Origin of the sequence: Corynebacterium hylobatis (genome assembly GCF_003955685.1) — a bacterium.
In the GTDB taxonomy this organism is placed as follows: domain Bacteria; phylum Actinomycetota; class Actinomycetes; order Mycobacteriales; family Mycobacteriaceae; genus Corynebacterium; species Corynebacterium hylobatis.
Genome location: NZ_RXHJ01000005.1, coordinates 212,492 through 234,731 on the forward strand (window position 1 = coordinate 212,492; position 22,240 = coordinate 234,731).

25 protein-coding genes are annotated in these 22,240 nt (G+C 66.1%); 15 read left to right on the plus strand and 10 right to left on the minus strand.

Features of this window, described 5'->3' with window-relative positions; all coding sequences use genetic code 11:
- Window positions 1–45: 45 nt before the first annotated feature.
- From EAH68_RS05185 to EAH68_RS05195, 3 genes are read left to right on the plus strand one after another with little or no spacing between them, the layout of a single operon-like run.
- Window positions 46–2,049, plus strand: coding sequence for a prolyl oligopeptidase family serine peptidase (locus EAH68_RS05185; RefSeq protein ID WP_126120258.1), 2,004 nt, complete (start codon window positions 46–48; stop codon window positions 2,047–2,049).
- A 30-nt stretch (window positions 2,050–2,079) separates the two neighbouring features.
- Entirely contained in the window at window positions 2,080–3,447 is a 1,368-nt protein-coding gene (locus tag EAH68_RS05190; RefSeq protein WP_206436361.1) for a M1 family metallopeptidase, read from the plus strand.
- Window positions 3,444–4,670, plus strand: coding sequence for a lipopolysaccharide biosynthesis protein (locus tag EAH68_RS05195; protein ID WP_126120260.1), 1,227 nt, complete (start codon window positions 3,444–3,446; stop codon window positions 4,668–4,670). Before EAH68_RS05190 ends, EAH68_RS05195 begins: the two co-directional genes overlap by 4 nt.
- Before the next feature lie 101 nt (window positions 4,671–4,771).
- On the opposite strand, the gene EAH68_RS05200 is transcribed toward EAH68_RS05195, so the two are convergent.
- Window positions 4,772–5,881 carry a putative endonuclease domain-containing protein gene (locus tag EAH68_RS05200; protein WP_126120261.1) on the minus strand — a complete coding sequence of 370 codons (1,110 nt, stop codon included), beginning with the start codon at window positions 5,879–5,881 and terminating at the stop codon, window positions 4,772–4,774.
- Here EAH68_RS05200 and rfbB point away from each other — a divergent pair.
- From rfbB to EAH68_RS05230, 6 genes are read left to right on the plus strand one after another with little or no spacing between them, the layout of a single operon-like run.
- Window positions 5,880–6,881 (plus strand): dTDP-glucose 4,6-dehydratase, encoded by a 1,002-nt coding sequence (gene rfbB / locus EAH68_RS05205; RefSeq protein ID WP_126120262.1) that lies wholly within the window; start codon window positions 5,880–5,882, stop codon window positions 6,879–6,881. The two genes, EAH68_RS05200 and rfbB, sit on opposite strands and share 2 nt — an antisense overlap.
- Window positions 6,881–8,215, plus strand: coding sequence for a dTDP-4-dehydrorhamnose reductase (gene rfbD / locus EAH68_RS05210; RefSeq protein ID WP_126120263.1), 1,335 nt, complete (start codon window positions 6,881–6,883; stop codon window positions 8,213–8,215). The genes rfbB and rfbD overlap by 1 nt, the downstream gene beginning before the upstream one ends.
- Entirely contained in the window at window positions 8,212–9,078 is an 867-nt protein-coding gene (gene rfbA / locus EAH68_RS05215; RefSeq protein ID WP_126120264.1) for a glucose-1-phosphate thymidylyltransferase RfbA, read from the plus strand. Before rfbD ends, rfbA begins: the two co-directional genes overlap by 4 nt.
- An 11-nt stretch (window positions 9,079–9,089) precedes the next feature.
- The gene (locus tag EAH68_RS05220; RefSeq protein ID WP_126120265.1) at window positions 9,090–9,950 is read left to right on the plus strand and encodes a glycosyltransferase; all 861 of its coding nucleotides are present in this window, start codon (window positions 9,090–9,092) and stop codon (window positions 9,948–9,950) included.
- Between the two features lie 29 nt (window positions 9,951–9,979).
- Window positions 9,980–10,678: a polyprenyl-phospho-N-acetylgalactosaminyl synthase PpgS gene (gene ppgS / locus EAH68_RS05225; protein ID WP_126120266.1), complete on the plus strand. Its 699-nt coding sequence runs from the start codon at window positions 9,980–9,982 to the stop codon at window positions 10,676–10,678.
- A gap of 8 nt (window positions 10,679–10,686) precedes the next feature.
- Entirely contained in the window at window positions 10,687–11,061 is a 375-nt protein-coding gene (locus EAH68_RS05230; RefSeq protein WP_126120267.1) for a DUF2304 domain-containing protein, read from the plus strand.
- A gap of 10 nt (window positions 11,062–11,071) precedes the next feature.
- On the opposite strand, the gene EAH68_RS05235 is transcribed toward EAH68_RS05230, so the two are convergent.
- From EAH68_RS05235 to EAH68_RS05250, 4 genes are all read right to left on the minus strand, one after another.
- Window positions 11,072–12,013 (minus strand): NAD-dependent epimerase/dehydratase family protein, encoded by a 942-nt coding sequence (locus tag EAH68_RS05235; protein ID WP_126120268.1) that lies wholly within the window; start codon window positions 12,011–12,013, stop codon window positions 11,072–11,074.
- Between the two features lie 48 nt (window positions 12,014–12,061).
- Window positions 12,062–12,691 carry an MBL fold metallo-hydrolase gene (locus tag EAH68_RS05240; protein WP_126120269.1) on the minus strand — a complete coding sequence of 210 codons (630 nt, stop codon included), beginning with the start codon at window positions 12,689–12,691 and terminating at the stop codon, window positions 12,062–12,064.
- A gap of 1 nt (window position 12,692) precedes the next feature.
- A complete protein-coding gene (locus EAH68_RS05245) occupies window positions 12,693–13,787 on the minus strand; it encodes an S-(hydroxymethyl)mycothiol dehydrogenase (RefSeq protein WP_126120270.1) in 1,095 nt (364 codons plus the stop codon).
- 141 nt (window positions 13,788–13,928) lie between these two features.
- Window positions 13,929–14,804 carry a GDSL-type esterase/lipase family protein gene (locus EAH68_RS05250; RefSeq protein ID WP_126120271.1) on the minus strand — a complete coding sequence of 292 codons (876 nt, stop codon included), beginning with the start codon at window positions 14,802–14,804 and terminating at the stop codon, window positions 13,929–13,931.
- Window positions 14,805–15,019: 215 nt separating this feature from the next.
- Between EAH68_RS05250 and EAH68_RS05255 the strand changes: the two genes are divergently transcribed.
- Entirely contained in the window at window positions 15,020–16,663 is a 1,644-nt protein-coding gene (locus EAH68_RS05255) for an AMP-binding protein (RefSeq protein ID WP_241228297.1), read from the plus strand.
- 20 nt (window positions 16,664–16,683) lie between these two features.
- Here the strand turns inward: EAH68_RS05255 and EAH68_RS05260 are convergent, their stop codons facing one another.
- From EAH68_RS05260 to EAH68_RS05275, 5 genes are all read right to left on the minus strand, one after another.
- Window positions 16,684–17,472, minus strand: a complete 789-nt coding sequence (locus EAH68_RS05260) for a GDSL-type esterase/lipase family protein (RefSeq protein WP_241228298.1) — start codon at window positions 17,470–17,472, stop codon at window positions 16,684–16,686.
- Between the two features lie 129 nt (window positions 17,473–17,601).
- Entirely contained in the window at window positions 17,602–17,784 is a 183-nt protein-coding gene (locus EAH68_RS14900; protein ID WP_241228299.1) for a hypothetical protein, read from the minus strand.
- 42 nt (window positions 17,785–17,826) lie between these two features.
- Window positions 17,827–18,003, minus strand: coding sequence for a hypothetical protein (locus EAH68_RS14905; RefSeq protein ID WP_241228300.1), 177 nt, complete (start codon window positions 18,001–18,003; stop codon window positions 17,827–17,829).
- 467 nt (window positions 18,004–18,470) lie between these two features.
- The gene (locus EAH68_RS05270) at window positions 18,471–19,748 is read right to left on the minus strand and encodes a tyrosine-type recombinase/integrase (RefSeq protein WP_126120274.1); all 1,278 of its coding nucleotides are present in this window, start codon (window positions 19,746–19,748) and stop codon (window positions 18,471–18,473) included.
- On the minus strand, window positions 19,748–20,227 hold the full coding sequence (locus EAH68_RS05275; RefSeq protein ID WP_164546404.1) for a helix-turn-helix domain-containing protein: 480 nt from the start codon (window positions 20,225–20,227) through the stop codon (window positions 19,748–19,750). Before EAH68_RS05275 ends, EAH68_RS05270 begins: the two co-directional genes overlap by 1 nt.
- A 121-nt stretch (window positions 20,228–20,348) precedes the next feature.
- Between EAH68_RS05275 and EAH68_RS05280 the strand changes: the two genes are divergently transcribed.
- The 5 genes from EAH68_RS05280 (at window position 20,349) to EAH68_RS05300 (ending at window position 22,213) form a co-directional block, all read left to right on the plus strand.
- Complete coding sequence (locus tag EAH68_RS05280; RefSeq protein WP_126120276.1) at window positions 20,349–20,591, plus strand: helix-turn-helix transcriptional regulator; 243 nt, start codon at window positions 20,349–20,351, stop codon at window positions 20,589–20,591.
- Window positions 20,592–20,622: 31 nt separating this feature from the next.
- Window positions 20,623–21,030, plus strand: a complete 408-nt coding sequence (locus EAH68_RS05285; protein WP_126120277.1) for a hypothetical protein — start codon at window positions 20,623–20,625, stop codon at window positions 21,028–21,030.
- Window positions 21,031–21,096: 66 nt separating this feature from the next.
- On the plus strand, window positions 21,097–21,381 hold the full coding sequence (locus EAH68_RS05290) for a hypothetical protein (protein ID WP_126120278.1): 285 nt from the start codon (window positions 21,097–21,099) through the stop codon (window positions 21,379–21,381).
- The gene (locus EAH68_RS05295; protein ID WP_126120279.1) at window positions 21,378–21,674 is read left to right on the plus strand and encodes a hypothetical protein; all 297 of its coding nucleotides are present in this window, start codon (window positions 21,378–21,380) and stop codon (window positions 21,672–21,674) included. Before EAH68_RS05290 ends, EAH68_RS05295 begins: the two co-directional genes overlap by 4 nt.
- Window positions 21,671–22,213 carry a hypothetical protein gene (locus EAH68_RS05300; protein ID WP_126120280.1) on the plus strand — a complete coding sequence of 181 codons (543 nt, stop codon included), beginning with the start codon at window positions 21,671–21,673 and terminating at the stop codon, window positions 22,211–22,213. The genes EAH68_RS05295 and EAH68_RS05300 overlap by 4 nt, the downstream gene beginning before the upstream one ends.
- Window positions 22,214–22,240: the final 27 nt, after the last annotated feature.

The window sequence follows — 22,240 nt, forward strand, 5'->3', positions numbered from 1 at the left end:
CTTTTCTCCGCCCCGTCCCGGAGGCCCGCACGTAGCCTGGTGGTCATGACTGACTCATCTGAGCTCCTCAAGGCCCTCGAGGTCATCGACTCCCCGCAGGCACTGGCCTGGGCGGAGGAATGGTCGACCGTCACGGAGAGGGCCTCGGACAACCCGGCGCTGCGCGGGCGGATCCTCGCTGCTCTGGAGACCGACGACCGCATCCCCTTCGTCGCCCGGCGCGGTGACCAGCTCTACAACTTCTGGCAGGACGCCGGGCATGTCCGGGGTCTGTGGCGCCGCACCACCCTGGATTCCTACCTCTCCGCCTCCCCGGAGTGGGAGGTGCTCATCGACCTCGATGCCCTCGCCGCGGCGGAGGACGAGAACTGGGTGTGGAAAGGTGCGCATGTCCGCTCACCCGGTTATGACCGTGCGCTGGTACGCCTGTCCCGCGGCGGGGCGGATGCCGTGGTGATCCGGGAATTCGATCTGGCCGCCGGTCGTTTCATCGAGGACCGCCCCTTCGTGCTCCCCGAGGCGAAGACCGATGCCAGCTGGATCGACCCGGACACCCTGCTCGTGGGCACCGACACGGGTGCGGGTTCGCTGACCGCCTCGGGTTATCCCGCCCAGGTGCGGGTGTGGCGCCGCGGCACCGCGCTTGCCGACGCCCCCGTCCACACCGTCGGCGAGCACGAGGACGTCGCCGTCAGCGCACGGGCGGACCTCACCCCCGGCCATGAGCGGATCATCGCGACCCGGGCCATCGACTTCTACCATTCCCGCCGCTGGGTCGCCCCGCTCGACCCGGAGGCTCCCCTGCGGCGGGTGGAGGTGCCGGAGGACTGCGAGACACTGATCCACAAGCAGTGGCTCTTCCTCGCCCCGCGCGAGGACTTCGCGGGCCTTCCCGCCGGCGCGCTGGGTGTCATCGAGCTGGACCGTTTCCTCGGCGGAGGGCGCGACATCCGACCTGTGTTCCTCCCGACCGCGCACACCGCGCTGCAGGGCATCGCCTTCACCGCAGGGTGGGTGGTGCTCACGCTGCTTGACGACGTCGCCACCCGCATCGTCGTCCACCCCCTCGACGAGCCCACCGCCGCGGCCCGCGACCTGGAATTGCCACCCCTGGCCACCGCCTCGGTCGTGGCCACCAGCCCGCTCGATAACGATGAGGTGTGGTTGACCACCTCCTCCTTCACCGAGCCCACCACCCTCCACCGCCTGGACCTGGCCGCGGGGCTGCGCCCGGAGGTGGTGCGCCGCTCCCCCGCCCTCTTCGACGCCACCGGCCTGCAGACCCGCCAGCACTGGGTCACCTCCGCCGACGGCACCCGCCTGCCCTATTTCATCACCGGTGACTTCTCCCTCGGGGCCCGTCCCACCCTGGTCGGCGGCTACGGTGGTTTCGAGGTCTCCCTGACCCCGGGTTATTCCGCGGTCCGGGGCATCGCCTGGCTCGAGGCCGGCCGCCACTTCGTCCAGCCCAACCTGCGCGGCGGTGGCGAATTCGGCCCCACGTGGCACAGCCAGGTGGTCAAGACCAACCGCCACAAGGTCTGGGAAGACCACCGCGCCGTCCTCACGGACCTCGTGGAACGTGGTTACGCCACCCCGGAGCAGATCGCGATCCGTGGCGGCTCCAACGGCGGGCTGCTCACCTCCGGGGCACTCACCCGGTACCCGGAGTGCTTCGGCGCGGCGGTGGTCCAGGTGCCGCTGACGGACATGCTGCGCTACCACACCTGGTCGGCCGGAGCGTCCTGGATGGCGGAGTACGGCGACCCGGAGGACCCGGTGGAACGCGAGGCGATAGAGGCGTGGTCGCCGCTGCACAACGTGGCGTCGACAAGCACCTACCCGCCCGCGCTGGTGACCACCTCCACCCGCGACGACCGCGTCCACCCCGCCCACGCCCGCCTGTTCGCCCACGCCCTGCGCGAGGCCGGGCAATCCGTGGACTACTTCGAGAACACCGAGGGCGGGCACGCCGGCGCGGCCGACAACAAGCAGGTCGCCCGGGTGGAGGCGCTCATCTTCGAGTGGCTGAATCAGCACGTCGGCTAGGTGCTCGGTAACATCTGGTCAATCATGACCATGCGAAGGCTGCGCTCCACCCCCGTCCCCGGAACCCGTGACGAATACACCGGCATCGACTTCAACCTCGGTTTCCACGTCCGCTCCTACCACCTGGATCTCACCTACCGGGTGGGGCCGAACCACCTCAGCGGCATCGCGACGCTGCAGCTGGACAACTGGCAGCCCCTGCAGACGATGACCCTCGACCTGTCGCCGCGCCTGCGCGCCACCCGCATCACCGCGCAGGGCACCGCCGGGCAGACGGTACGCGTCTCCCGCTTCCGCCAGGCCCGCGGCAAACTGCACCTCACCTTCGCGCAGGAGATCCCCGTCGACTCGGAGTTCTCCCTGGTCATCCGCTACACCGGCAATCCCACCCCGATCCGTTCCCCCTGGGGGGAGATCGGCTGGGAGGAGCTGGAGAACGGTGCCCTCGTCGCCTCCCAGCCCAACGGCGCCCCCAGCTGGTTCCCCTGCGATGACACACCCGACGAGAAGGCGCGTTACGAGATCATCGTCACCACCGACAACCCCTACGTCGTCGCCGTCAACGGCACCCTGCTGTCCAAGAAAACCGGCGGTTCCACCACCACCTGGCACTACCGGGTGGGCAACCCCATGGCCACCTACCTGGCCACCGTCCAGATCGGCGAATACCACCAGCTGCTGCTCTCCGAACCCGGCGCGAAGGTGCCCGTCCGGGCCTGGGTGCCGCCGCTGCTCAAGGATTCCGCCCGCGCGGAATTCGCCGACCAGGCGCGCATGCTGGAGCTCTACACCGAACTCTTCGGCCCCTACCCCTTCAATTCCTATTCGGTGGTGGTCACCGAGGACGAACTCGAGATCCCGCTCGAGGCCCAGGGCCTGTCCATCTTCGGCGCCAACCACATCCGCGGTGACCACACCTGGGAACGCCTCATCGCCCACGAGCTGTCCCACCAGTGGTTCGGCAACTCCCTGGGTCTGGCCCAGTGGAACGACATCTGGCTCAACGAGGGTTTCGCCTGCTACGCCGAGTGGCTGTGGTTCGAGCACTCCGCCGGCCGCCCGGCCGCCGTCTCCGCGCGCAGACACTACGAAGAGCTCGCCGCCAAGCCGCAGGATCTTCTGCTGTGCAACCCCGGCACCCGCGACATGTTCGACGACCGCGTGTACAAACGCGGGGCGCTGACCATCCACGCCCTGCGCGTCCTGCTTGGCGACGCCCCCTTCTTCCGCGCGCTCCGCCGCTACGTCGCCGCCGGCGCCCACTCCGTCGTCGAACCCGTCGACCTCAAACGTGAGGTCCTCGCCGAGGCTGCAGAGCTGGGGATCCCGGAACAGCAGGTCAAGGACCTGTGGCGCGCCTGGCTCAACGAACGCCCCCTGCCGGAGTTCCCGCAGTGAGAGCCCTGAGCCTGGCGACCGTCTTCGCGGCCCTGTCAGGCTTCGTCGTCATCTACGTCGCCTCCTGGGCGCTGGACATCGACCAGTTCGCTGCCTTCCAGGCCTACTGGGGGCTGTTCTTCGCCGCAACCGGTTTCCTCGACGGCATCATGCAGGAAACCACCCGCGGGGTCTCCAGCGCACGCGGCACCGGCCGGTCCGGCACCGGTCGGCCCTGGCGTCTGGCCGCCGTCATCGGTGGCACGGTGCTGGTCGTGGCGTTGGTCGTCGGTTTCTTCTGGATGCCCATCCTCCTCCGCGGCCATGCCCACACCGCCACGGCCACCGCCTTCCTGGCCTTCGGCCTGCTCACCTACGCTTTCCAAGCAGTGCTCTCCGGCGTGCTCTCCGGCATGGGCCTGTGGCGCCGCTACGCCGGACTCGTCGCCCTCGACTCCGGCGTCCGTCTCCTGTTCGCGCTGGTGGCCTGGCAGCTCGGCTGGGGCATGACCGCCTTTCTCATCATCACCGTCATCGGCGCGCTGAGCTGGCTGGTCATCCTCCTGGCCGGGGGTTCGGTCCGCTCGCTTGTCGACGTCCCCCACCCCGAGCTCACCCGCCGCATCATCTCAGCCATGTTCGCCACCGGTGCCTCCGCCGCCCTGATCACCGGTTTCCCGGTTTTCGTGCAGAGCACTTCGGCCCCTGATGCCGGTACGTATGTCACCGTCGCCGGCATTATCAACGCCGTCACCCTCACCCGCGCCCCCATCCTCGTGCCACTGCAGCGTTTCCAATCCGCACTCATTGTGCGCTTCGTGGAGAACCGCGACCGTCTCTACTCTGCGCTGGCCGCCCCGATTGGCGCGGTGCTCGGCCTGGGTGTGGTCGGCGCGGGCGCGGCCTGGCTCATCGGTCCCTGGATCCTGGAGGCCTTCTTCAAGGACGGCCTCCAGGTCCCGGGCCTGATCCTCGCCATCCTGACATTCGCCTCCGCCTGCACCGGCTCGCTCATGGTCACCGGCGCCGCCACCCTGGCATCTGAACTGCATCGGGCGTACGTCCTGGGTTGGGTGGCCGCCTCGGTGGTGGCCTTCGGTGTGCTGTGGCTGGCACCACTGTCCCTGGAGGCCGGGGTGTGCACCGCCCTGGTCGTCGGCCCGGTGGCTGGTGGGCTGGTGCACGTGCTGGCGCTGCGGCGGGCGGCTGGGGTTGAAACTTCTGCCTCGGAAAATGTCACATAGTACGTATGCGCGTATTTCTATAGGCCCAGGTGGGGCTTGACCAGGAAAAATACAGGTGCTCGCATTTCCCCGCGCCCGCATTATCCAACATGACATGTCACCTATTTGAGCTTCTCTGCGGCGCTCAGGACGGCCTCGCGCACCCGTCGTTTCGTCTCCGCGGTGCGCCGGAGCATCCCCGCTGAAGTCCGCAGCACCGTCCAGCCCAGAGACATCAGATCTGCCGTGATCTCGGCATCCTTGTCCCGCTGACTGCGCTGCAGGTGGTGCTCCCCGTCATGCATGAGGCCGATCTTCAGCCGCGGCTCCGCCCGGTCGAAGGCGGTGAGCAGGGTCCTGTCGCGTCGCCGCTCACCGGGCAAGCCAACGGTGCCGTCGGTGTAGACGGGCACCTGGGAGGCGAAGTTCGTCCAGGCGAGGTCGGAGACGGCTTCCTCGGCAAGCAGGCGGAGGATGGTCTCGGGCCGGGATTCGGCCCCCGGGCAACTCAGGGTCAGTAATTTCCTCAGCTCCCGGGAGCAGTAGAGACCGGCCAGACCTGTCCGGACCTCTTCGAGGCGGTATCCGAATCGATGGCAGAAACGATCGATGAGCTGCACCGACATGACGGTGGCCGGCTCCACCTCCAGATCCGCCAGGGTGTCCCAGGCATGCTCCCTGTTCCGCAACGACCGCAGGCATGCCGCGAGAGTCTGCATGTGGTCTGTGGCCGCAACTACGATCCCACCCACCTGCCTAATCTCAGTGCGGTGGTGTTTCTTCCGGCGCCGGAGGGTGGCATTCAGCGCATCCGTGGCCAGTTTCCGGTCGGAGGTGCACAGGATCGTGGTGTCGGCGCCGGAGGAGAATTCATCGAGGCCCAGCACCGCCAGGGCGGACCACTCAGCGATGAGGGATCCGGGGCGTTCCCGGTGGTGGGCGAGCGCCCGCGGTACCGGCTCCACCCGGTAGGCGATACCGCGTGGGTGGTACCGGGCGTCGTGGCGGGCCAGGGCCTCGGCACGCAGCTCCGATACAGGCACGACGTACTGCGGGGAGGCGAGGGCGTGTTTCTGCAGGATGGTGGGGAGGAGGCGGGGGTCGTCGAGAAGCACTTTGGGCTGGGCGGCGTACCGGGTGGTGAGTTCAGTCAGTGGAGTAATCATCACCACTGTTGGACCCGCGCGCAGGCGCAGAGGTTCCCGGGCTGCGGACGTATAGTGGGCTGTCATGAGAACACTGCTGGTCACCGGGGGAGCCGGGTTCATCGGTTCGAATTTTGTGCACATGACGCGCAGGCGTTATCCCGGCGACCACATCATCGTCCTGGACAAGCTGACCTATGCCGGGAACCGGGCGAATCTGGCGGGGACGGATGTGGAGTTCATTGAGGGGGACGTGTGCGACGCGGCTCTCGTCGATAAGCTCGTTGCCCGCGCCGATATCACCGTCCACTTCGCCGCGGAGAGCCACAACGACAATTCCCTGCGGGATCCCCGCCCTTTCGTGGACACGAACATCGTGGGCACCTTCACCATCCTGGAGGCCATCCGGAGGCACGGCAACCGCCTGCACCACATCTCCACGGATGAGGTCTACGGCGATCTCGGCCTGGACGACCCGGCACGCTTCACAGAGGAAACCCCCTATGAACCCAGTTCGCCCTATTCGGCCACCAAGGCCGGATCCGATCACCTGGTGCGCGCCTGGGTGCGCAGCTTCGGTATCAGGGCGACGATCTCCAACTGCTCGAACAACTACGGCCCGTACCAGCACATCGAGAAATTCATCCCCCGGCAGATCACCAACATCCTCGCCGGCCAGACACCGAAGCTCTACGGCACGGGCGAGCAGGTGCGCGACTGGATCCACGTGGACGACCATAATGCGGCCGTCCACCTCATCCTGGAGCGCGGACGCAACGGCGAGACCTACAACATCGGCGCCGATAACGACCACGTGAACAACAAGGCGGTCATCGAGCTGATCTGCGAGCTCATGGGCGCGCCGGGCTATGAGCACGTCGCCGACCGCCCGGGGCATGACCAGCGCTACGCCATGGATTCCACCAAGTTGCGCACCGAGCTCGGCTGGGCCCCCGAGTACACCGACAACCAGACGGGCATGCGTGCCGGCCTGGAGCAGACGATCGCCTGGTACCGGGACAACGGGCAGTGGTGGGCACCCGCGAAGCAGCGGGTGGAGCAGGCTTATGCGGAGAGAGGTCAGTAATGCACATCGAGAAGACCGACATCGAGGGCCTGCTGGTCCTGCACCTGGACGTCCACTCCGATCACCGGGGCTGGTTCAAGGAGTCCTGGCAGCGGGAGAAGATGGTCGCGGCCGGCCTGCCGGATTTCCGGCCGGTGCAGGCGAATGTGGCCCACAACAACGAGGCCGGGACGACGCGCGGCCTGCATGCCGAGCCGTGGGACAAGCTCATCACGGTGGGCACGGGGCGGATCCAGGGCGGCTGGTGCGATCTGCGGGAGGATTCGCCCACCTTCGGCGAGACCGTCACCGTGGAGGTCGGCCCCGACACGGCGGTGTTCGTGCCGCGCGGGCTGGCCAACGGCTACCAGACGCTCGAGAATGACACCTCCTACCTGTACCTGGTCAATGACCACTGGTCCCCGGACTCCGCCTATGTCAACGTCTCCTACAAGCTCATCGACTGGCCGCTGGAGCCGACGAACGTCTCCGCCAAGGACGAGGCGCTGCTTCTCGACGCCCCGCCCGTCCCCCCACGCCGCGTCCTGGTCACCGGGGCGGACGGCCAGGTGGGCAGGGCCCTGCGCAGGGTGCTGCCGGAGGCCGAGTTCGTGGGCCGGGCGGATTTCGACGTCACCGCTCCCCCGGCGCGCAACTGGCGGCAGTACTCCGCGATCATCAACTGCGCGGCCTACACCGCCGTCGACGCCGCGGAATCCGACCGTGCCACCGCCTGGTCCGTCAACGCCCGCGGTCCGGCGCAGCTGGCGCGCATCGCCGCGGCGAACAACCTCACGCTGGTGCAGCTGTCCACGGACTACGTCTTCGACGGGCAGTCCGACCGCCCCTACACCGAGGAAGACCCGGTCAGCCCCCTGAGCGTCTACGGTGCCTCGAAGGCCGCGGGTGAGACGGCGGCCGCGACCGCTCCGCGTCACTACATCGTGCGCACCAGCTGGGTCGTGGGCGAGGGGAAGAACTTCGTGGACACCATGCGGGAGCTGGCCGAGCGCGGTGTCCGGCCGCAGGTGGTGCACGACCAGAAGGGCCGGCCCACCTTCGCCGATGAGATCGCCCGCGGCATCGCGCACCTGCTCAAGGCGGAACCGGCATACGGGATCTACCACCTCACCGGTGCCGGCGACGAGGTCGGTTTCGATGAACTGGCCATGGCCGTCTACACCGGGCGGCAGCAGGATCCGGACATGGTGCAGCCGGTAAGCAGCGGGCACTACTTCGCGGGGAAGGAACATGCCCCGCGGCCGTCGAGAAGCACAATGAGTACGGCGAAGATCGAGGCGACCGGTTTCGTGCCGCAGAACTGGCGCGTCGGGCTGGCACTATACGTCCTATGAAAGGCATCATTCTCGCCGGTGGATCGGGGACCAGGCTGTATCCGATCACGAAGGGCATCAGCAAGCAGCTGATGCCGATCTACGACAAGCCGATGATCTACTACCCGCTGTCCACGCTGATCCAGGCGGGCATCCGGGAGATCCTGGTGATCACCACCCCGGAGGACGCCGATGCTTTCCGACGGCTGCTGGGCGACGGCTCCCAGTGGGGCCTGATGATCGACTACGCCGAGCAGGCCTCCCCCGACGGACTGGCCCAGGCATTCCTCATCGGTGAGGAGTTCATCGGCGACGATGATGTGGCGCTGGTGCTCGGCGACAACATCTTCGAGGGACACCAGTTCTCCACCTCCCTGGCCGAATGCCGTAACCCGCAGGGCGGCGTCGTCTTCGCCTACGAGGTCTCCGACCCGGAACGCTACGGCGTGGTCGATTTCGACGCCCACGGCCGGGCGGTGTCCATCGAGGAGAAACCCGCACACCCGAAGTCGAATTACGCGGTGGTGGGCCTGTACTTCTACGACAACCGGGTCGTCGACATCGCCCGTTCCATCCGACCGAGTGCCCGCGGTGAGCTGGAGATCACCAGCATCAACGAGGCCTACCTCAACCTCGGGCAGCTGCACGTCCAGCGCCTGCAACGCGGCGACGTCTGGCTGGACACCGGCACCTTCGACTCGATGAGTGAGGCCGCGGCCTATGTCGAGGTGATCCAGAAGCGCACCGGCACGATCATCGGTTCGCCGGAGGTCGCAGCCTACCACCAGGGCTTCATCGACGCCGCCACCCTCGAGGAGCTGGCGCGGCCGCTGCTGAAATCCGGCTACGGCGAGTACCTGCTCAATGTCGCCCGCGACCGGTAGGATCTGAGATCATGTCGAAATCCCAGCTCACGCCCGGTGCAGTTACGGTACTCATGGCCATCTACCGTGGCAGTGATGCCACTGAACTCGCAGCGACCCTCGACAGTCTGTGGTCACAGACCCGCCTGGCAGATGAGGTCCTGATCGTCGAGGATGGTCCTCTGACTGCAGAACTCCACGGGATCCTCGACACTCACCGTACCGCCCATCCGGAGCTGAACACCCTCGTTCTGGCACGTAACCAGGGACTCGGCCCTGCGCTGCAGGCTGGGTTGGCGTCGGTGTCGACGGAGTTCCTCGCCCGCCTGGACACCGACGACATCGCCGTGCCACAGCGGTTGGCACGTCAACTCGAGTGGCTCAAACGTCACCCGGAAACCGACGTGCTGGGGACATCGATGCAGGAATTCGACGATGCCCGGTGGCACGCCACCGGTGAGCTGCCCCAGGAGGGGATGAAGATACGGTCCCTCCCCGAAACCCACGACGAGATCGCCCGCTACGCGAAGATCAACTCACCGGTCAACCATCCTTCTGTGATGATGCGCACGGTCGCTGTGCAGCGGGCTGGAGGCTACCGGGCAGTCCATCACATGGAGGATTACGACCTGTGGGCCCGCATGCTCGCCAGTGGTGCCCGCTTCCACAACCTGCCGGAACCGCTGACGTATTTCCGCACCTCTCCCGCCCAGTTCGAGCGCCGCACCGGGAAGGGTATGTTCGCCGCCGAGCGGCAGATGCAGCGCAATCTGGTCTCCTACGGGCTGATCTCCCGCCCGCGTTCCTGGTTCAACTTTACCGCGCGCACCGCCTACCGGCTGCTGCCGACGGGGCTGCTCACCGCCGTCTACGGCAGGTTGTTCCACCGCTGACCCGCTCTCGCGATAGCATGTGGACCATCATGGACAACACCGATTTCCGGGACACCTGGCTGATCATCCCCTGCTACAACGAGGGAACGGTCATCCAGGACGTCATCGAGAACGCCAGGAAGACCTTCCCCAACATCGTCGCCGTCAATGACGGTTCGGCGGATGATTCCGCCGCACGCATCCACGCCGGCGGGGCCCACCTGGTCAACCACCCGGTCAACCTCGGCCAGGGCGCCGGGATCCAGACCGGGGTGGAGTACGCCCGCCGCCAGCCCGGTGCGAAGTACTTCGTCACCTTCGACGCCGACGGCCAGCACCAGGTCAAGGATGTCATCCGCATGGTCAACCGCCTGCGTAACGAGGCAGTGGACATCATCGTGGGCACCCGTTTCGGACGTCCCCGCGCCGCCGACGACCAGGTGCCCTGGATCAAGCGTGTCGTGCTGAAGACCGTGGTGCTCCTCTCCCCCACCACCAGGAGGCTGGGGCTCTCGGATGCACACAACGGTCTGCGGGTCTTCAACAAGAAGGTCGCCGACGAGATGAACATCCGGATGAACGGCATGTCGCACGCCTCCGAGATTGTCGGCATGATCGACGACAAGGGATGGCGTGTGGCGGAGGAACCGGTGGACATCCTCTACACCGAGTACTCGATGAGCAAGGGCCAGTCGCTCATCAACGGCGTGAACATCCTCGCCGACGGAATTCTGGCCAGGAGGCTCTGAAACCCGATATGATCGCAACCCTCGTGCAGCTGCTGCTGCTCGCCGCCACCCTCGTGCTGGCGTTCTATTTCCTGACCAACCGCCGCAAGGCGCGTGCCAAGGCCGGTGTGAAGCTCGGCTTCGTGCTCTTCATCATCGCCGCCGTCTGGGCCGTCCTGCGCCCGGATGATCTCACTGTCCTGGCCAACTGGCTGGGTGTGGACCGCGGCACTGACCTGCTGCTCTACGTCGTGGTGATCGCGTTCCTGTTCACCACGATGTCCACCTGGATCCGCTTCCGGGAGCAGGAACTACGCTATGCCCGCCTGGCGCGCGCCGTGGCGCTGCAGAGTCCGGTATTACCCGCCCATGAGGCGGCCGACGAGGAGACCGCCAGCAAATGAACGCCTGAGCTCACTTCGACCGGGTACGGAAGTACTCCACGGTCTGTGCGACACCTTCGCTGATCGGGGTCAACGGCTCCCAGCCGAGCACCTCCCGCGCCCGGTCAAAGGCCAGCGCCGAGCGTGGCACATCCCCCAGGCGGGCCGGGGCGTACTCCGGATCATCCGGCGCACCCGCGGCCTGGGCCACAAGCGTGTGCAGCTGCCGATCAGAGGTCTCCACCGAGGTACCGATGTTGAACCGCAACCCCGATCCCTTCTCTCCCGAGGCCAGGTAGAACGCACGCACCACATCGCGTACGAACACATAGTCACGGGTGTTGGAACCATCCCCGAACACCTTGGTCGACTCGCCTGCCAGCAGCCGCTGCGCGAAGATCGCCACCACCCCGGCCTCCCCGTGCGGATCCTGGCGCGGGCCGTAGACATTCGCCGGGGCGATGTGCGAGCAGTCCAGGCCGTAGAGGTGCCGGAAGGTGTTCAGGTACACCTCACCGGCGTATTTGCTGGCCGCATACGGCGAATGCGGATCCACGGCCACGTCCTCAGAGACCGGGAAGGACTCGGGCACCCCGTAGATCGCCCCGCCGGAGGAGGTGTGGATGATCTTGCGCACCCCGTGTTTACGCGCGGCCTCGGCCATGCGGATGGTGGCCAGGATGTTGGTCTGCGCGTCGTGGAGCGGATCGGTCACCGAGTTGCGCACGTCGATCTGGGCGGCGAGGTGGAAGATGACCTCCGGGCGGTGGGTGTCCACCAGGGCGTCGAAGTCGACGTCGAGCAGGTCGGCCTCGATGAAGGTCAGCCGGCCGGTGGCACGGGCGTCCGCGAGGTTCTCCAGGCGGCCGTGGGAGAGGTTGTCCACGACGACGACGTCGTGGCCCTCGGCCAGCAGCAGATCAACCAGATGGGAGCCGATGAAACCGGCGCCGCCGGTGACGAGTGTGTGCATAGATCCGCACTCTAGCAGCGGCGACCGGTCCCGTCGGGGAGATGCGCGCTAATGCCCGCGCCTGATCCACTCCTCCAGGTGCGGGGCCTCCGCACCAACGGTGGTGTGATCCCCATGCCCGGTCCGCACGATCGTCTCCGCCGGCAGCTCCAGCACCGAGGTCTGCAACGACTCAATGATCGTCTCAAACGAGGAGTACTTCCGCCCCGTCGCACCCGGACCACCCTGGAACAAGGTGTCACCGGAGAACAACTCACCAGCCTCCGGCAGATACAGACAACACGAACCCGGAGAATGCCCCGGCGTGTTCAACACCCGCATATCCGTACCAGCAATCTCAAAGACCTGATCATCAGCCAGATCCTCATGCCCAAGCCCCGGATGGGTCTCATCCCACAGCATCTGATCCCCCGGATGCACCCAGATCGGGGCATCAAGCTTCTCGGACAGCTCCGGAGCCACGGTGATGTGGTCATTATGGGCGTGCGTGCAGATGATGCCGCGCACCTTCCGCCCCGCCACCTTCTCGATGATCGGCGTGGCATCATGGGCCGCGTCGATGACAAACACCTCCGAATCGTCACCGACGATCCAGATGTTGTTGTCCACATCCCACTCACCACCATCGAGGATGAACTTCCCCGAGGTCTCCACATGGTCGATACGAAGCCCGCTCATGTTAGAGGACCACCACCGATCGCAGCACGTCCCCACGCTTCATGGTGGCAAACGCCTCCTCCACATCCCCCAGGCCGATGCGCTCAGAGACGAACTTATCCAGCGGGAACACACCATTGGCAAACAGCTGGGTATAGGCGGGGAAATCCCGCTCCGGCAGGCAGTCGCCGTACCACGCCGGCTTCAGCGAACCACCACGACCGTAGAAATCAATCGCCGGGATGTCGATATGCGAGGTCAGGTTCGGCACACCGACCATGACCATGCGCCCGGCATGATCACGGGAGTAGAAGGCCTGACGCCAGGTCGCCATGATGCCCACCGCATCGATGGCCACGTCCGTGCCGAAACCGTCGGTCAGCTCACGAACCGCGTCGATGACCTCCTGCTCGTCCATACCCTTCGAGACAATCGCATGCGTGGCGCCGAACTCCCTGGCCTGGGTGGTCTTGCGCTCATCGAGGTCCACGGCGATGATCTTCGCCGCACCGGCCAGCTTCGCGCCGGCGATAGCGGCAATACCGACCCCACCGAGGCCGAAGACGACCACGGACTCACCGATCTGGATCTCCCCGGTGTTCACCGCCGCACCGAGCCCGGCCATGATGCCGCAACCGAGCAGACCGACAGCCGCGGGGTCCGCGTCCGGGTTGACCTTGGTGCACTGGCCCTCATGGACCAGGGTCTTCTCCGCGAACGAACCGATACCCAGTGCCGGGGACAGCTCGGTGCCGTCCGTCAGGGTCATCTTCTTCGAGGCGTTGTGGGTGGCAAAGCAGTTCTTCACATCACCCTTCTTGCAGGCGCGGCACTCCCCGCACACCGCACGCCAGTTGAGGACGACGAAGTCGCCGACCTTCACGTGGGTGACTGCCTCACCGATGGTCTCGACGATGCCGGCGGACTCGTGTCCCAGCAGGAAGGGGTACTCATCGCTGATGTCGCCGTCACGGTAGGCCAGGTCGGTGTGGCACACACCGGTGGACTGGACCCTCACGATGACATCGTTGGGGCCGGGATCCGGGATCACGATGTCGGTGAGTTCAACATCCGCCCCCTTCGAACGGGCGATAACTCCCTGAACAGTGGTTGCCAATGAATTCTCCTTCGTCAGTAAAGGCCCGCAGGCCCGTGTTCGCAGCCGAGCATACCGATATTCGTCAGCGGCGGGCCCGGGACGGAAAATCCCCGCCGTGCCAGGTATTACCTGGCACGGCGGGGTTGCCGGAGGTGGACCTCAGGAACCGGCTATGGTGTTCGCGACGTGCTCATGGCCGCGGTCGGTCATGTGGATCGGCATATTGCCGGGGCCGGCGTGGAAGTCGATGATGCCTGCCCAGCTGCGCAGATGGTCCGGAGCGCACATGCTGTTGTCCCGGGTCGAGGGCTTCATGTCCACGAACTCGGTGCCGGTGGCGTGCGCGAGGTCGCGCTGCATGCCCTGGGCCAGACGCTCCCAGTAACCGACCTGCGGCAGGTAGGTCCGGTCCCGGATGCCTGACCCCAGGTGGAGCAGGCAGGCGTGGTCGTTGTCGGTGATGGTGGCGTAGCCGACGATCTGGATGCGCGCGTTGGGGGCGGCATTGCGGATGCGCTGGATCTGAGGGCGCATCGCGTCGACGAAGCGGGCGCGGATCTGGTGCTCGTTCTGGCCGTTGTTGTTGTATGTGTCGTTGAAGCCGGTGCTGATGACGACACGGGCCGTGGCCGGGTTCAGGGCGCCGTCAGCCAGGGCCCGGTCCACCTGGGTGAAGAACTGCGGGCCTGGTGAGATGGAGGTGGTACCGGCGCAGGAGTAGTCCCACGGGACCAGGCCCAGCCTATTCGCCGCGCGGACGCCGTAGTTGTTCTCGGAGGTCGGGCATTGCTGGGTACTACTGCCTGAGCTCCCCGACGAGCCGAGCGAGCCCAACGAGGATCCCGAGCTCGCCATACCGAGCCGGTTGACCAGGTATTCGGGGGTGGGCGTGTCAGCGATGATCGAGTCACCGAAGATAACCAGGTTGCGCTGCTGGGCCTCAGAGGCAGGGGCAACGGCGAGGATGCCAACGAGCAGGAGCAGCGAGGCGAGCGCCACCAGGAGACGGCGGGAAACGAGCGGGGGGTTGAGCATGGGAGTCCTTACGGTCCTTGGATACCGACTTCGTAGCCACCAGTGTCCAGCATCAACGGGAATTTGTCACTCCAGCCACACCAGCCACATCGGCAGATCACGGAATGGTCACGGAATACTTTAGCGTGCCACTATATGAAGGCCACATCCGAGTGGAACTAATTAGAACCAAGAAACTATGGTTGGGAAAACCCAACCCTGAAGGAGCCCTTACCGTGTCCCTCGCAGCCCGCTTCCGAGACACCGCAGTCACAGCCCGCGCCCTCGGCGAATTCCTCCCCGCGGTCCTACGCTCCGGCATCCTCGGTATCGGCGGTGGCCCCGGCCAGGTCTCCGCCCTCGGCCGCTACTGGTTCACCACGGCCCGGGAGGTCGAGCAGGGACACCTGGCCACTCCGCACCGCATCGCGCTCATCGACGACAACGGCGAACTGACCTACCGCCAGCTCCGTGAGAACTCCCGCTCGGTGGCCCGTCACCTGGTCGGTCTAGACCTCGACGAGATCCGGCTCGGCGTCATGGCACGCAACGGCCGCGGCATGATCTACCCATTGGCCGCCAAGGGCTATGCCGGCGCCGGCATCTATCTCCTCAACGTCGGCTCCTCCGCCGAGCAGCTCACCGGCTGCATCGAGGAGAACGGCATCAACGTCCTGGTCATCGACGACGAATTCCTCGACCGCCTGGACCCCGCGGTCGTCGAGAAGCAGGGCGTCCACATCATCATCGGCGACGTCAGCCGTGAGCACGAGGACCACATCACCCTCACCGACATCGTCGACCGCCCCTGGGTCACCGAGGGCATCGCGCTGCCGACCATGCCGAAGCACGGGCCGATTGTGCTCATGTCCTCCGGTACCACCGGTATCCCCAAGGGTGTGATGCGCCCCGAACCGAAGCTGCCGCTCGTGCTGGCCGGGATGCTGAAGAAGGTACCCTGGCGCGCCGACATCCGCGTCCAGCTGCACGCCTCCATATTCCACACCTGGGGCTGGGGCGCGGTCAACATCGCCCTGGCGGCCCGCGCGACGATCATCACCCACCGCCACTTCGACGCCGAGCAGGTGCTCCGCGACATCGACGACAACCAGCTCGAGGCGATGGTCACCTCCCCGATCTATCTCAAGCAGCTCCTCGAGGTCGCCGACAACGAGAAATATGACACCTCCCACCTTGAGTTCATCGTCTCCTCCGGCCACGCCCTGACCCCGCACCTGGTCGAGCAGGTCATCGAACGCTTCGGCCCGATCCTCTGCAACGTCTACGGCTCCACCGAGCTCACGTTGGCCTCCGTCGCCTCCGCCGAGGAACTCGCCGCGGATCCCAACACCTCCGGCAAGGTGGCCATCGGCACGCAGCTGAAGATTCTCGACGACAACGGCTGTGAGCTCCCCGCCGGCACCGTCGGCCAGATCCACCTCCGCAACTCCACCACCCTGACCGGGTACACCAACCCCGACATCCCCGTGGACAAGGTCGGCGACCTCGTCCGCATCGGCGACCTGGGATACCTCGACGAGAAGGGCCACCTCCGGGTCCTCGGGCGCATCGACGACATGATCATCGTCGGCGGTGAGAACGTCTTCCCCCGCTCCGTCGACGAGGTCCTCGACGCCCTGCCCGGTGTCAGCGACGCCTTCTCCACCGGTGTCGAGGACTCCGAGACCTTCCAGCGCATCGCCACCTGGGTCGTCCGCGACTCCGACGAGACCGGCCAGGCACTGACCGCCGACGACATCCGTGACTTCGTCCGCGACAACCTCGCTAACCACTCCATCCCGCGTGACGTCCACTTCGTCGACGAGCTCCCCCGCAACGCCACCGGCAAGGTCGTCCCCCGACTGCTGCTGGAGAAGTAGGGGACGGTCGGGCCGGCCGCTCAACTCCCCACGATAACCTCCGCCACGTACTCATGACCACGGGCATTCAGGTGGGACGGGAGGTGGTACGGACTGGCATTGAGGTCGATGAGGCCCGCCCAGCCCCGCAGATGATCCGGGGCACACATACCGTTGTCCACAGTCGAAGGCTTGAGGTCGAGGAACTCGACACCGGTGGCCGCCGCCAGGTCCTGCTGCATGGTCTGCGCGAGATCCTCCAAATGCCCGATCACGGGAGCATATGTCCGGTCGCGCACACTACCGCCGAGATTAAACAGGCACACATGGCCTTCGTCTGCAATAGTCGGATAGCCGACGAGCTGGATGCGCGCCTCCGGCGCCACCCGGCGGATCCGCTCGATCTGCGGGACCATGGCGGCCACAAAACGGGAACGTAGCTCATGCCCCGGCAGGGTGAGGTTGTTGTATGTGTCGTTGAAACCGACCGTGATCAGGACGCGGTCGGTGGCGGGGCTGAGGGTGGCGTCGGCAAGCGCACGGTCGACCTGGACCGCGAAGTCCTGCCCGCCGAAGATTGACCTGCCGCCCAGCGCTGTAGCGCCGGCGCAGGAATAATCCATCGGCTCCAGCCTCAGCTCCGCGGCAGCCTGAACACCGAAACTGCTTCTCGACGTCGGACAGAACCTGCCCCCGACGAACTCCGAGGAACCCTGTTCAACCTTCCGGGCGAGGTACTGCCCCAGCGGTGGATCCGCGATGACGGAATCACCGAAGATCACCAGGTTGCGCTGTTTCGCGGCTGCCTCCGGTGCGAGAAACCCTCCCATGAGCACTATCACCAGCAGAAGAGCCAGAGAGCGGCAGGTGGCGGAACGTGGAACTGATAACTGCATGCGGGACCTTCAACTGGAAATCAACGGCGGACTCCCAATGTCTTACCAGGGAGGAGCGTGGCTCTATTCCACCGGATAGGGGGCAGTGCGCAGTACCTGCGCCAGATGCACCACATTCCGGGCGGCGACGACCGCGATGATCGCCGTCTTGTCGTACATGATCGGCAGCCCTTTGGCGTCGGTCTCCGCTATGTCAGCGTTGAGACGCTCCACCATCCGCTGGGCGATGCTAGTGGGATACCCCATCCAGATGAGGGTGGCCAGAACGAGGATGTCAGCGTCCAGAACTCAGCGCCGCAGAGCAGACCACTCATCCCCCTCCCCCATGTCGATCTGGACACCGGGCTTCACGTCGTGGCCGACGACCCGCGCCAGGGAGGTCTTCCCTCCGTGTCTGGCGAGCTCCGCCAGGACATGGCGCGCGATCAGTTCACTGCTTGAGGCGGTCGGCGAGGGGGTCAGCATGCAGACGAGGGCGAGTGCGGACAGTTCAGTTATTGCGCGATCCTTCGGTTGGCGTCTGCCCTCCATAGTGCCCAGCGACTCATGTGCAGGGGTTGCTGACTCAATGATCTGTGCGGATACCTTCAACCCCCGACAAAAACGACTAGGCATCCTGCTGCTCCCGCCGGAGTGGAGGATTCAATGGAGTTATGTGTGGAACACCTGCGGTCCCAGACAGGAACAGGCCCATTCCCCGGCCTGAGAGAATGGACCTGACCTGTACTTATATGGAGCCGCCTAGGAGAATCGAACTCCTGACCTTCTCATTACGAGATGGAAGGTGCCACGCGTTCACTGTTTTACGCCGCTTCACGTGGGTACCGTTTCAGCTGCTCAAGGCCCACTTTCAACCGTTCAATACTTCACGAACGAACTCACCGTTTTAGGCACCCGTGTGGTCCCTGTGTGGTCCGGCCGTGGTCCACGCCCTACACGGCCCGGAGGTGACGCCGGCGGCCGCCACCGCCCCGCGGGCGACTGGCCAGCCATAGCCACATGGCCCCGGCCACCCATCCCGGCGTGGCCACCATCGACGCCCACCACCGCGACAGCTCCACCCGCCGGCTCTCGACAATGAGCATGTCCATGGCCACGCCCACGGCGTCAAGGTCATCCGGGAACAGGTCCGCGTAGGTATCCAGCGTCATCACCGCTGACGCGTGCCCCAGCATGGCCTGTACCGCCTTGACGTTCGCCCCCGCCGAGATCGCCAGCGACGCCGCGGTATGCCGGAGGTCATGAATCCGCACATCCTCAGGCACCAGCCCGTCCACGTCCTCGACGGCCGGTTGCCACACCCGCTGACGGAAGTTCGACGCCGACACCGGTGTCCCCCGCCCGGAGGCGAACACCAGCGCCCCCGACTCCCGCCCCCTCAACAGGCTGGCCACGTCCTCGACCAGCGCGCCGGGCAAGGGGACGGCGCGCTGCTCATGTGTTTTCGGTGTGCCGATGATCATTTTCCCGCCGACGACCTCGATGGCCTGGACCACTGCCAGCCGCCGACGGGCAAGGTCAACGTCCTCGACGCGCAGCCCCGTGGCCTCACCCCAGCGCAGGCCGGTGTAGGCCAGCAGGCGCACCAGGACGCGGGCCCACTCGCCGGCCACGTCCCCGGCCGCGCCGGACAGCTGCTCGACCTGGGAGACCGCAAGGTACACGCGCCGCGACGCTGCAGCCCGGGGGAGCCGTACACCGCTGGCAGGGTTCACGATCAGGACACCCGCGTCAACGCCATACCCGAGGACCAGGCGAAGGACCACCGCCGCCTGGTGGACCGTGGCCGGCGACGCGCCGGCCCTGGTCATGTCCGCCACCCACTCCGTCACGTGAGCCTTGCGGATACGTGAGGCCACCCGAGAGGACCACGCGGGTGCGACATGGACATGCCACGTACTTCGCCGGCTGTATGCCGTCCTGGGCTTCACCGTCGTGGCATGTACCGGCTCCCAGAGCCGCCAGAGCTCCCCCACGGTCATGCGCTCATGCGGGTCCACGTAGTCCCCGCGCGTGAGCTGGGCTGAGATCTCGTCAGCGAATTTCTTGGCGTCCACCTTCCGCGTGTAGGACTTCGACCGCTGGGCCCCCTCAAGGTCGACCCACCGGACCCGCCACCGTTTGCCTACCCCGTGCCGTGTCGACGGCTCCCCCGCGCGCGTGGTCCACCGGTCCTGAATCTCGACGTTGCCCGGATTACGCGCGGCCATCACGCCTCATCTTCGATCTCACGCAGTTCATCCATCAGAGCCTCGACATCGCTGGCGAGGTCCAGATCTCGAGTAGCACGCTTCCAGCGCGACTCATCAGGGTCTACGGCCCCCATCCGTGCAATCTCCACCCCGGCATGAAACACCTGCCGCCTCCATCGCTTATAAGCGGCCACCACTCCCTCACGTTGTCGATCCAACTCATCAAATGCCGCGTGAACTCGATGTGTAACCCCCTCTGTAGTGCCGATTAGCTGAACGAGAGGTACATCAAGCGCGGAAGCAAGAGCAAGCGCCTCCGACAACCGCGGCTCCTGTTCGCCGGTCTCGATCCGCCTCAGGGTCGTGGCGTGGAATGTCGCTCCGCTCTTTTCTAGCCGGCGCTGAAGCTCTAGGCGTGACCATCCATTCTTTTCGCGCTCAACGCGCACATTGTCGCCAAAACTCTGCATGTCGCCCATGTGTTCATTGTTGCTCACGAGTGCGGCACCTGCAATGTTTCGCATATTGACGCTCACGTGTTGATAGATTGACGTCAGTGTGTAATGCTGTTCATGTGTTCATTAACTGACACACCACACTCAGAGAGGAACCTTAGACATGGCACTGACTCCCGTTTCCCAGCCCGGACAGGGGATCGACCGACCGCTGTCGGTTTCCGAGGTCTCCGAGATGATCGGCGTCCCCACCGGCACTCTCCGCCAGTGGCGGAACAACGACACCGGCCCCCGCTCCTGGGCTCTCGGCGGCCGGGTCAAGTACGACCGCGCTGACGTCCTCGCATGGATGGACGCCCAGCGCGCGGCCACCGCCCGCGGCGGCGACCTCAAGCCCGCGGCCTGACCCCTCCCCTGGAAAAACAAAGGAAACCACCATGGCACACACTCCCCCCAGCCACCCGGAGCACACCCCCTACGACTCCCTGGCCTACCTGGCCCGCGTAGTCAACGGTCTCCTAGATCTTGCCGACGACGAGATCCACGGCGTCCACACAGGCACCATCACCAATACCGATGACCTGCCCGAGCACCTGGCCGACGCCGTTGAGTCCATCGAGATCGCCGCCCGAATCATCCGCTATGAGGCCACCGTCCACGGCGTCTACCAGCGCAGCGTGTACAGCACCGGAATACCGACCACCACCATCCGCCAGGAACCTTGCCGAGAGCCCCAGGACGACGGCACCACCCGCCCCGTCCTGCATGACATGACCTGTGACCTCTACCCCGATGGCCACCAAACTCACCCGCTGTTCCGGCCTGCCGAGCACCTGCCGAAGTAACGGCCCGTCCCCGCTGTAGCCGCAGCGCTCTGGCCTGTATCCCATCCCTGGAAAGGACTACCCCAAATGTACGACGACATGAACGAGATCCACCGCGCAGACCTCACCCGTGGCCTCCGCCGCCGCGCCGCTGACCTGGTGCCCAACCCGCAGGACTTCTACGTCCACGCCGTGGTAGACGGCCTGCTGGACCAGGGCGTCACCCACCTAGCAGACGTCCGCAACATGGACGCCCTCATTCTCTCGAACACCCTGGCCGCGCCGGAGGATGACGAGGACACCGACGAGGACGACCTTGACCTTGCCGCGGCCGCCGCACTGGCTGCTCTCCACCTGGCAAGTGCCGCATGAACGCCCCGGTTGCCACGGTTGACGACCTGGCCGGCTGGTCCTGGTTCGCCGGTGCTCCGACACCCGCCGGCACCTGGCACGTCTACGCCCCCGACCTCGACAAGGACGACAGCATGACCTCTACCTCTCCGCCGGTGACCACCGGACCCGGCCCCTGGCTGGTCACCTGCTCCCACGTGGCCGAGGACGGCCGTCACACGGTCAGTATCCGCTGTACCACCGCCGCTGACGTCGACAACGTGGTCCGCGCCCTGGTCAACGCCGGCCTGAGTCCACACGTGAGGTCTCTGTGACCACTTTCCTGACCACCAGCAACCGCCCCACCTTCCCCGGAGTGCCCATGACCACCGCCCCCGCCGACGACCTGCAGAACCTCGACCGGTTCACCCTCGACCCGCTCACCGGCTCCCAGCTTGCCGCCGTGACCGCCATGACCCTCCTCTCTGCTGACCGCGCTGCTCACGCGGCCGACCTGCTGGGAGAGGCCACGGAATGGACACCGGCCCCGGCCCCGACGAGTCACCCCGCCCGGTTCACCATCATCCGGGCCGGCTCCCCCTCCCCGACCCTGCTCGAGCAGTGGCCAGACCTGACAGAGGTGTTCGTGGTGTCGGCACACACCCCGACGATGAACGCCGGCCCCGGCGGCCCGGACACCTTCGGCGTGGCCACCACCCGAGACCATGCCCACCAGCTCGCCCGGGTATGGATGGCCACCCCACCGCCGTCCCGCCGGCACGGCTTCATGATCACACCCACCGGCGCACTGCTCCCCCTGGCCTGGTCGTCCCGCCACTTCCGCCGCCGATTCATCCGTTCCCTGACCGCCTGACCCCTCCCCCTCGAAAGGATCCCCACC